This window comes from Rossellomorea oryzaecorticis, assembly GCF_045897515.1.
Classification (GTDB): domain Bacteria; phylum Bacillota; class Bacilli; order Bacillales; family Bacillaceae_B; genus Rossellomorea; species Rossellomorea enclensis.
Map to the genome: position 1 here is coordinate 244,920 of NZ_JBJOSA010000005.1, position 9,870 is coordinate 254,789.

The window sequence follows — 9,870 nt, forward strand, 5'->3', positions numbered from 1 at the left end:
AAAGAACAGGAAAAGACAATGCGCTTCCTATGAGTATCAATGACTATTTTGTGAAATTCCCAGGCTTTTCAATCCAAGCCTCAGTGCACCGATACTTCCGGAGAATGATCCATTTTCAATAAAAATACACTTACACCCCAAAAGGGTTTCAAATTGTTTGAGATCTTCTTTTAAGGGAGAATTCGCAATTAGAGTGCTTCCTATGAAAACAAGCTTTTGGCAGCGATGTGAGACCGCAAGCTGGTGGGAAAGCAATATAACCGTCTCCGCTATCAAGTTGGTCAAAGAACGAGTCACATCTTTAGTTGATGCTGCTCCAGATCCGAGTTTAGCAAAGTTTGCTGCCGTCAGATAGTCAGGTACAGGAGAATCATCCCCTTCATATACATCCTTCACCATCAAATCGACTGCTTCACGATTTCCGTTTTCGGACATCTCCACGAGTTCATGGAAATCATCTGTGCCAGTGAGCAGCGCTCCCAGCCCTATGAACATACCTCCGCCCATTCCGCTTCCCGTTACACGGGAGAATTCATTGGGAGCGACTTTAAAGAAAGAGGTTCCGGTGCCAATATTCACCAAGATGTATCGATCCAGCTTTTCATTTTGAGTATGAACAAGTTTTCGAATACCTTCTTCTATTGATTTGAATTCAGGAAATACTGCACTCTCCGGAACCAGCATCTTAATCTTTTCAGCCTTCCCGCCGGTAAGGAACAATTTTGAATCCGGTGAGGTGAGCCGTATCCAATTCATCATCTGAGGCAGTTCTTTACTGTCAAAGACTTTATAATGGTACCTGCCGTGTTCTTCATATACAAGCTTAGTAAGGGTTCCGCCTGCGTCGATTCCTAAATATCTCATTCTGATACTTCTTTTTTCTTTTTGGAGAATAGATAGTGAAGGACATATCCGTGAATCACCATGATGACGAGAAATGCGACGAGATAATAAAAAACACCCATGATTCCGTTTGAAATGTCCTCTGTTACCAGCCACCAAATGGAGGCGATTACAAGGAATAAAAACTGCAGGGCAACCCCCTCGAGAAATGGTTTTTTATATGTGTTAAAGTCAAGGAGCCTCTTCCAGCTCCATCCGATTGCGACGGCTGCTGAAATAATTAGAATTAAAATATAAATGCTTATTTTCATTGATATCACCTGCTTATTGTATGTCTTGTATCTTCATCATAGTTAATCTGCCTGGAAATATAAAGATAATAATTGAAAGTTCAGGTAATATTTTTTGAAAGATATCATTACGAACATGCAGTACTAATGATCTGCTTTATTAAACCGGTATGCGTTGTAATGAGAAATACTTACATTTACATTAATCTTCTTCAAAGAATCCCTGTTCAGATAAAACCGATCGCTATTCCTAAGTTTCCTGTAATCAGACCCATTAAACCTGTAATACTTTTCTCCGATATTCAACAAATCCACTTTTTTCTCAATACCTTTTTCATACACTGATTGGACTTCTTTTTTGATTGATTCCTGCAGTGAAGCCTTCACTTTTTCGTACGGAACTTCTTTTACCTTTTCCAGCAGTTCTGCTTCCACTTTGACATCAAGTGTAAATTCAGGTTGTGATAATTCCTCTTTTATTTTCACTTTCATCTTTTGGGAGGTCAATTTAAATGTAGCTGCCAATTCGTCATCAATATTAATACCGTAATCGATTTGATTTCTTTTATCAAGAAGCCAGTCCACTATCACTGCTTCTTTTGACGGAAGTATTCCTTTATAGTCTGAATGCTGGAACAACGAATAACCGTCAAGGAGAAGCACAGGATTCGGGGCATCTGTTTCCCATGCATTTTCATTGATGGACAATCTTGGAATAAAAGCTGACCCCATCGGCTCATAATACCTTCTTAGGAATGACATGAGGCTGACAGGACCAATATCATTTAAATTTGCTTCAATATTTTCCTCAGTCAATAATACGGTGTAAACAGGGGGATAGCTGAATAATCCTTTTGTGTGTAAGATCTCTTCAATATTTTGATCAGTGGTGAATAGCAATAAATTGGGCCTTAACGACCTATTCCTTCCTACATCTTCGAGTACTTCTTTGAATTTATATTCAATCACTTTATCAGATAATACCAGGGTCTTTAAATGACCAAAGAACAATGGGGGCCGTGATAGCTTATATAACTTACTTACTGCAAGGTTCAGCGTTTTCCCTCGCGCCGACCCAACCAGTGTCGGTATCGGTTCAATCGGTCTCGTTTCCTGTTTGGCCACATTCAAGAAGTTCAAGCCTTGAAGATATACAATGTATTCATCGTGGTCAGGGTCATAATCCATCCCAATTGTGACGATATAAGTCAAGTCCTGTATATTTTTTATACCTGAACAACCCGATAACAAGAAAAGTGAAGCGAGTATGCATATGCTGAATTTTCGAAGGACCACGTTTACTCATTCCCTTTCCTGGTTGTATCTTTCGGACTGGTTGACTTCGTACGTTCTTTATAGAATTGAAGCGGCAGCTTTATAAAAGCCCTGACTGTTTCCGTAAAACTGAGAGGGGCGACAGAGCCTAAGTAAGGGACCCCAAAAGAAGATTTTGTGGCTAAATAAAGGATGGTGATGATAAAGGTAAGGATCACCCCGAACAATCCAAATAAGGTGCTGAAGAGTAAAACGATAAATCTTAAGGTGGTAAGCCCGTTTTTTAATGATTGATTGACGAGCGTGAAAGAAGAAATATAGGTTATCGCACCAATTACAAGCATAGTGGGTGAAGTTAATCCAGCCCGGATGGCTGCGTCCCCTACAATCAGTCCCCCAAGCACGGAAACCGTCTGACCAATGGCCCTTGGAAGCCGTATGCCCGCTTCATTAAAAAATTCAAACAAAAACAATACGATGAACATCTCAATAGGAGCAGAAAGCGGCAGGCCGAATCTTGACATAGAAATTGTAGCGACTAGCAAGTATGGAATTTGCTCAATATTATAAGCTGAAAAAGCTACCCAAGTTCCTGGGAGAAAGCCAGATATAATCAATCCAAAGATTCTAATAAATCGTTCAATTGAAACAAAGAAATAATTAATATTTGAATCTTCGGGGGACTTCGTCTGGAGCAAAAGATTAACTGGGGCAATAGATACGGTTGGACTTCCATCCATTATGATGGCAAATCTGCCTTGATTTAGATTTTCCACTATAAAATCCGGTCTCCCGGTATAATCGAAATTCGGAAATATTGAATAAGGGGAATCATCCAACAAAGATTCCAGTTCTTGATTGGAGACCAAAACATCAATATCAATATTTTCCAGTCTATTATGCAAATCTTTAATGATTGTATCGTCGATGATGTCTTCTATATAAAGAACGGCTATTTTTGTATTGCTCCTGCTACCTAAATGATATGTCTCGACACATAAAGACGGTGTAAAAAGACGTCTCCTTACCAGTGAAATGTTTGTATTCAGGTCCTCTACAAATCCATCCTTCGGCCCCCTGATTGAAGTTTCGAGTGAAGATTCTTCGGGATTGCGCTTTGGAAGATTCCCCGCTTGTATACCGAGGATAGTCCCTTCCAGGAAAAAGAGGACATGTCCTGAAAATAATGCAGTTGTCAGTTCTTCCATTTCTCTGTTTGTAAATTCCTCTGCCTGGAAGAATTGCTTCATCTTTTGTAAAACGGTTTTATCTGTGATCAGGTCCAGTTTCGGCAGGATCGATTTATCCATGTATTTGATATCAACGATACTTTCAAAAAACACCATCGTAATCCTTACTTGTTCAAAGTGATGTTCTTTAAAGATCAAATCTTCACTTTTTGAAAATAAAGAATGTAACTCTTCCATTTTTTCTTTTGCTGTATATGTATTCTTTGAACCTTTTATCATCATTACAAACATCCTTTTTGTCTGCAGCAGTTTTGATGTTTCAATAAGGAGTGTTGTGATCTGCATTCAAAATATCTTAGACTTTCGCTTTAATGGAAAAAATTTTTACAATTAAAGCACTCAGTAAAATTTGAATAAAGAAGAACACCACCGTGAAAGGAAAGAAATAGTTGTATAAAGCTCTATAAAAAAAGTATGGGTCAACATCAATAATCAGTAATAGCATGAACCCAATATAGACAGATGAAACAACCTTGAATTTCATTCTGTAGTTATCCTTCGAATTTGTTAAAAGAAAGCTTAGTAAAAACATAAATAAACCAATCCTGATCAGTGCACCGCACAGCCATTGATATAGTGCAAAAAAATCAAGGTGGGTTATGAATTCCCCGATGCCTAAAATCCTCCACTGTTCATATGCGGGGTATCTCATGTTCGATGCTTCCACGTCACCAAATTCCATGATGGAAGCTGTTAAAGGACCCATTATCAAGCCTGCCAAAATCAAACCCAAAAAAATGAGATGATGCAGTTTTATTTTCCCGGCGCTGAATGGCTGAAGTAAGATGATGATGAATATCTCCAACAGACCGCTCAAAACATAAATCATTCCCTTATATACAGGCGGATACCCACTGCTTAGTATCGGAAAAAGGAGACTGGGATCTTTCAGGTGCGTATTGGTGAATGCAATGAAAAAGCCAAAAATCATCACCAGCGGAAGCAATATACCGCTTGCAATGGCCATATATTTGATACCTGACCACGTAATCAACAAACAGGTGCATAGCACAATGACAACAATTAGCAGCTTCGGTACATCAGCAAGAAAATATGCCCTCAACCATATTATTAAGTCAACAAAGGTGATATATGCACTGGTTATCAGAAATAAACAAATCGGAAGAGAATAGATCCAAACCCATACTTTGTTCCAGTTGGTCCTTAAGAGATGAAAGAAACCTTCGGGTGGTGAATTCTTTAATACGTAATAAATCAAGAATGTCGCCAGTATCAATACCGGGTATGAAACAATTACACTTACCCAGCCATCCCGGCCGGATGATTGCAGGATACTGGGTATGATCATGACGTGGTTTAGAAGACCTGTTGAAAGGATTAATAATAAGGTGAGCTGCCTTGGGATGAGAACTGGTTGTAAACTCTTCATTTAAAAACTCCTAAAGTATGATGTAACTCTATTTATTTCCTCTACCTTCACAAACTAACCAGTAGAAACAAAAAAAGTCAGGGATCCCCTGACTTTTTTTGTTTCATATTTACTACACCATAAATTGAAACTCCGTCCTGCTTCCGTTTTGGGAAGAGATGACTTCAAGCCTTGCATCGATCCGTTCCTTCAATTCAGGCACATGGGATATTAATCCGACAAGGCGTCCGCTGCTCTGGATATCCATCAACGCTTCGATTGCATGGTCAAGGGACTCTGGGTCGAGAGTACCGAACCCTTCATCAATGAACATCGTCTCAAGGGATACCCCTCCTGCATATTGCTGAACCACATCAGCGAGCCCCAGGGCCAATGCAAGAGATGCTTTGAAGCTTTCACCTCCCGATAAGGTTTTGACATGCCGTTCCTGCCCGGTATACTGATCAAACACCAGCAGTTCCAATCCGCTTTGGATATTTCCCTTGCTGCGGTCCGTCTTACGAATCAGATTATACCTGCCCGCTGTCATCTTAGATAAACGGTCATTTGCAACACTCAGGATATCTTCAAGGAATGAAGCCAATACGTATCTCTCAAATGTAAGCCGGTTTGCATTTTGGCCCCTGGCGATGTCGGCAAGATGTCCGACTGTTTGGTAAGCCTCTTCATGCTCTTTAATGTTGGCATTGATGTCCGTGACTCTTGCAAGAATCTCTTTATTTTCCTGCGTGTGTGAAATGAGTCTGTTTAACACTTCGTTGATTTCCTTCATTTCCTGGGTTACAGCAGTCAGCGATTGTTGTATGACTTGTATATCCGGTTTATCCTTATTTTCCAGCTGGTTAGAAACATCCGATAAACGATCCTTTACAGAACGCAGGTCTTCCCCATACTTCTTAACTCTCTCCTCGAGTATGGCAATCTCCTCATCGGTTCTTTTCGCTTCATGAAAAGCTCTGTAATGCGGGAATCCTTCTCTGTTCAATAAGGAAAGAAATTCTTCCCTCTCATGCTTCATATCATATTCTGTCTTCTCAACTTGAGCTTCTTTATCTTTCAATTGAGCTTCTTTTACTTTGTAATCATTTTCACTTTGATAAAAATCTGACTGCGCTTTCTCAAAAGCAGCTTTCATTTTATCCAGTGTTTCCTTTGTTTTTTGAAACTCAACATCAAACTCTTGTCTTGTATAAAGATTTGATGGAATGGATTCCTTTATTTTCTCAAGCGACGTTTTCTTGGTTAAAAAATCCATTTTCAGTTCCTGCTGAATTTCCAGATTTTCCTTTCCGGCTTCCTCAAGTTTTTCCAGTTTCCCTTTTTCATTCTTAACTTGCTCACTCAGCTGCTTCAAATGTTCAATCTCATTTTTCTTTTCAAGGATTTCCCTTTTTAAGGATTGAACGTTTGATTGGAATTCTAAGGTCACTTCCTGATGATTCTCCAAAGATAGGTTCTCTGCCTGATTCCCTGCCCTTTTGATGAGTAGACGTATTTGCTCATCTGTATTCTGGATTTTTGTTTCTTCCTGGGCCATTGAGAGACTCAACTGCTTTTCTTCGGATTGAAGGACTTGCAGCATTTCCCTTGCACTCTTCATGTCTTCCTCTGAAGGCAATGTATGTTTCTCTGTTGCAAGATTAGGATGGTGCTCTGACCCGCATACAGGACAGGGTCCTCCTTCGGTGAGTTCACGCGCCAGAGCGGCGGATTGAGCTGCCCGCCATTCACCCTCCAGATAAGTGATTGAATCTGAAGCATCTTTCATTCGTGCAGCAGTGTTTTCGTATTGGCCACTCAATCGTTTCATTGTGACCTTATAACGATCCTGTCTTTCTGACAGTGTATGAATTTCTTTAAGAATTTCCAGGACAGACTCTTTTTCCCGGAGTGACTTTTCATAGTGGAACAACAGGCTTTGGCTCTCTCCAAACTTCTCAAGTCGTTCCTCTCTATTCTTTATCCATTTTGATAAGTTAGCCTTCTCTTCAGTGTCTCTATTAATAAGTTCCTGCTGTTTTGTACTTTTTTCCTGTAACATTTGCAATTCCGATTGTAAGGAATCGAGGGAATGAACATCGCCTTGAATGCTTTCCAGATGATTGATTTTTTTTACAAGTTCTTCTTTCGCGGGTTCTTTTGCCGCTTCTTCTTCATAACGTTTCCTGGCAAGCTCCAGCCTGTTCTTGGCTGTTTCTTTCTCACTCATTAATCGATCCATATCCTGTTTAAGTCCCTTGAGGATACTATTCAGTTTATGGCAATATTCATCCTGTTTAATTAACCTTGCAGCCTTATGTGCGAGTGTGATTTCTTGAGAAGCTTGCCCGATTTCACCTTCTTGGTGCAAAAGGGCGGTCAGCTCCGCTCCTAATTTTTCTTTCAGTTCAAATTGTTTCAGGAGATTATGTGCATCAGCAAGCTCCTTGTTTACGTTATCTCGTTTATTTTGAATGGTTTGGTACGTATGTTCCACATCTTCCAGCCGCTTTTCCATCCCCTCGATCTGTCTCGGGAGAAGCGAAAGTATTTTACTGTCATTAACAGGTTCTTCAAGCAGTAACTGTTGTAATTTCTCATTGTCAGTACTATGGATTTTCAACAGTTCCCTTGTGCGCAATTCAATGGAAGCCTCCACTTGTTTCCGCAAATCATCTGCTTCTGCCTTCAATCCTTCTTGGATCATTTTGTACAGCTGTGTATGGAACAATCTCTGCAAAATGACTTCTTTATCTTTACTGTCAGAAGTCAGCAATTTACGAAATTCACCTTGAGGGATCATCAGGATCTGTCTGAATTGATTCGCGTCCAGCTGGATGAGTGATTTCACCTTTTCGTCTACTTCCCTGACATTGGCAGCAAGTATAATTTCCCCGCCTTCCTCATCAAAGGTAAATAACTCTGCACGTGCGTTGATGGTCGTGTACCCATCTCCCCGGGCTTTCTTTTTATCCTGCTGAGGCGATCTCCAGATCCGGTACGTTTTCCCCCGCAAATTGAATAACAGCTCAACTTCCGTAATGTCCTCTTCCTTCGCGAATTGACTCCTCATATCTGTCGGGGTCCGGTCCTCCCCGCTTGCCTTCCCATAGATTGCATACGAAATACCGTCAAATATTGTCGTCTTGCCCGATCCGGTCTTTCCTGATATCACGAACATCGTGCGGCTGTCCAACTCACGAAAATCAATTTCTTCCCTGGCGGCATATGGTCCGAATGCCTGCATCGTCAGTTTAAGAGGCTTCATGCTTCAAACGCCTCCTTCCTGGCTTTTTCAATGACTTTTTCCAAGACTTCCTGCTTAGAAGTTGAAAATTCCCCTGTCGTCATATCTGAATAAAATTCTTTGAATAATTCAAGTTCTGTCTTCTTTTTATCTTCTATGACGTTGAAACTATTTTTCTTTTTGGCATCCGTCAACTCCAGTTTCCGCTCAAGATGAAGCACGTTCGGATACACTTGTCTTAGTTTGTTTATCGGATCGATAAGGGTTCCCTCGTCATGCAGGGTCACCTTTAAGAAGTCATCCGTTTTCTGGGATTGATAGAAGGCTGGATCAAGCAGTTCCTCTAGATGCCCCTGCAGCTCTCTCATATCCTGCCTCGGTTTTAATATCCGTTCGCTTAATTCAAACGATCCATTTTCTTTCATTTCCACCACTGTCACCGATTTCCTTTGAGATGCTTCCGAGAACGAATATTTCATCAATGATCCTGAATAACGGATCGTATCATGCTTCAATGCGTCCGGGCTATGCAGATGTCCCATAGCCGTATAATGAAAAGGCTCGAATAATTCACTGCCTACACATCCTGACCCGCCTACGGAAAGAGTTCTTTCAGAATCCGTGGTTTTCCCTCCAAGGACAAAAGCATGTCCGACGAATACATGTGGTCCGACCCCATGCATGTTTTCCCGGATCCGCTCTATGATTGCCCTCATCGCATCATGATGGGAATGGATCGAATCATCCCCTAGCAGCTGGCGCACGGTCCCCGGTTCTGCGAAAGGAATGCAATGGAAGTTCACCCCGGCTACGTTAACGGGTGTAAACTCATTCGAAAGTTTCCCCTTCAGGTAAAAGTGACTGTGCTTGTACCACGAGGAACCAAACGATAAACGTTCGGCACTGTCATGATTGCCTGAAACGGCAATGACCGGCGTATTCAATTCAACATTGATTCTGAATAGCACCTCATCAAGTAATTCCACCGCCTCAGTTGGAGGCACGGAACGGTCGTATAAATCCCCAGCAATCACGACTGCATCCGGTTTTTCATCCTCCACCAATGCAATGAATTGCTCCAGTATGTATCTCTGCTCTTCTGTCATATAAATACCGTGCACTAATTTCCCTAAATGCCAATCAGCCGTATGTATGAATTTCAACGTCCAATCTCCTCTCCTGCCTCTAGTTAGATTAAATTATATCAAACTCTAAAACTCTGGGTAAAAGGAAATGATGCCAGAGGGGAACATTTGTTCATATTTTTTTAGCTCTACTCTATGTGCACACCAATAAAAGAGAGACCACCGGCCTCCCTTTCCTATTCTTTCATTCTTTGAGGAAGAGTCTGCAGGGAAGTTACGACTGCATCAAGCTTCGTTTCTATGCGATATAGCAGATACATCGTGACCACGATCGGAAACCCGACCTCAGAGATAAAAGGAATGATGGATTCCATTGACTATGCCTCCTTTCAACTTATATATAGAAGTAATAAGTTAAAAAAGACACCAATAGGAAATCGAGTAGGAGGGGGTGACTAACCCCCGACCTCTCACACCACCGTACGTACGGTTCCGTATACGGCGGTTTCAT

The 9,870-nt window shown here is 41.0% G+C and carries 8 protein-coding genes; all 8 read right to left on the bottom strand.

Going from position 1 to position 9,870, the window contains the following annotated elements:
- Positions 1 to 36 precede the first annotated feature (36 nt).
- Entirely contained in the window at positions 37 to 864 is an 828-nt protein-coding gene (gene coaW / locus ACKA06_RS08775; protein ID WP_052011626.1) for a type II pantothenate kinase, read from the bottom strand.
- On the bottom strand, positions 861 to 1,154 hold the full coding sequence (locus tag ACKA06_RS08780) for a hypothetical protein (RefSeq protein WP_052011627.1): 294 nt from the start codon (positions 1,152 to 1,154) through the stop codon (positions 861 to 863). Before ACKA06_RS08780 ends, coaW begins: the two co-directional genes overlap by 4 nt.
- Positions 1,155 to 1,277: 123 nt before the next feature.
- A complete protein-coding gene (locus ACKA06_RS08785) occupies positions 1,278 to 2,429 on the bottom strand; it encodes a Ger(x)C family spore germination protein (protein ID WP_411159442.1) in 1,152 nt (383 codons plus the stop codon).
- A 2-nt stretch (positions 2,430 to 2,431) separates the two neighbouring features.
- Positions 2,432 to 3,880: a spore germination protein gene (locus ACKA06_RS08790; protein ID WP_411159443.1), complete on the bottom strand. Its 1,449-nt coding sequence runs from the start codon at positions 3,878 to 3,880 to the stop codon at positions 2,432 to 2,434.
- A gap of 73 nt (positions 3,881 to 3,953) precedes the next feature.
- Complete coding sequence (locus tag ACKA06_RS08795; RefSeq protein ID WP_411159444.1) at positions 3,954 to 5,048, bottom strand: endospore germination permease; 1,095 nt, start codon at positions 5,046 to 5,048, stop codon at positions 3,954 to 3,956.
- Between the two features lie 112 nt (positions 5,049 to 5,160).
- Positions 5,161 to 8,295: an AAA family ATPase gene (locus ACKA06_RS08800; RefSeq protein WP_411159445.1), complete on the bottom strand. Its 3,135-nt coding sequence runs from the start codon at positions 8,293 to 8,295 to the stop codon at positions 5,161 to 5,163.
- Positions 8,292 to 9,437 carry an exonuclease SbcCD subunit D gene (locus ACKA06_RS08805; protein WP_411159446.1) on the bottom strand — a complete coding sequence of 382 codons (1,146 nt, stop codon included), beginning with the start codon at positions 9,435 to 9,437 and terminating at the stop codon, positions 8,292 to 8,294. The genes ACKA06_RS08800 and ACKA06_RS08805 overlap by 4 nt, the downstream gene beginning before the upstream one ends.
- A 158-nt stretch (positions 9,438 to 9,595) precedes the next feature.
- Positions 9,596 to 9,733, bottom strand: a complete 138-nt coding sequence (locus ACKA06_RS08810; RefSeq protein ID WP_032088683.1) for a YvrJ family protein — start codon at positions 9,731 to 9,733, stop codon at positions 9,596 to 9,598.
- Positions 9,734 to 9,870 lie beyond the last annotated feature (137 nt).

Bases quoted from the DNA above. Each gene is read 5' to 3' on its own strand.
- ACKA06_RS08800 (WP_411159445.1), bottom strand. From the start codon at position 8,295: ATGAAGCCTCTTAAACTGACGATGCAGGCATTCGGACCATATGCCGCC.
- ACKA06_RS08810 (WP_032088683.1), bottom strand. From the start codon at position 9,733: ATGGAATCCATCATTCCTTTTATCTCTGAGGTCGGGTTTCCGATCGTG.
- ACKA06_RS08790 (WP_411159443.1), bottom strand. From the start codon at position 3,880: ATGATGATAAAAGGTTCAAAGAATACATATACAGCAAAAGAAAAAATG.
- coaW (WP_052011626.1), bottom strand. From the start codon at position 864: ATGAGATATTTAGGAATCGACGCAGGCGGAACCCTTACTAAGCTTGTA.
- ACKA06_RS08780 (WP_052011627.1), bottom strand. From the start codon at position 1,154: ATGAAAATAAGCATTTATATTTTAATTCTAATTATTTCAGCAGCCGTC.
- ACKA06_RS08795 (WP_411159444.1), bottom strand. From the start codon at position 5,048: ATGAAGAGTTTACAACCAGTTCTCATCCCAAGGCAGCTCACCTTATTA.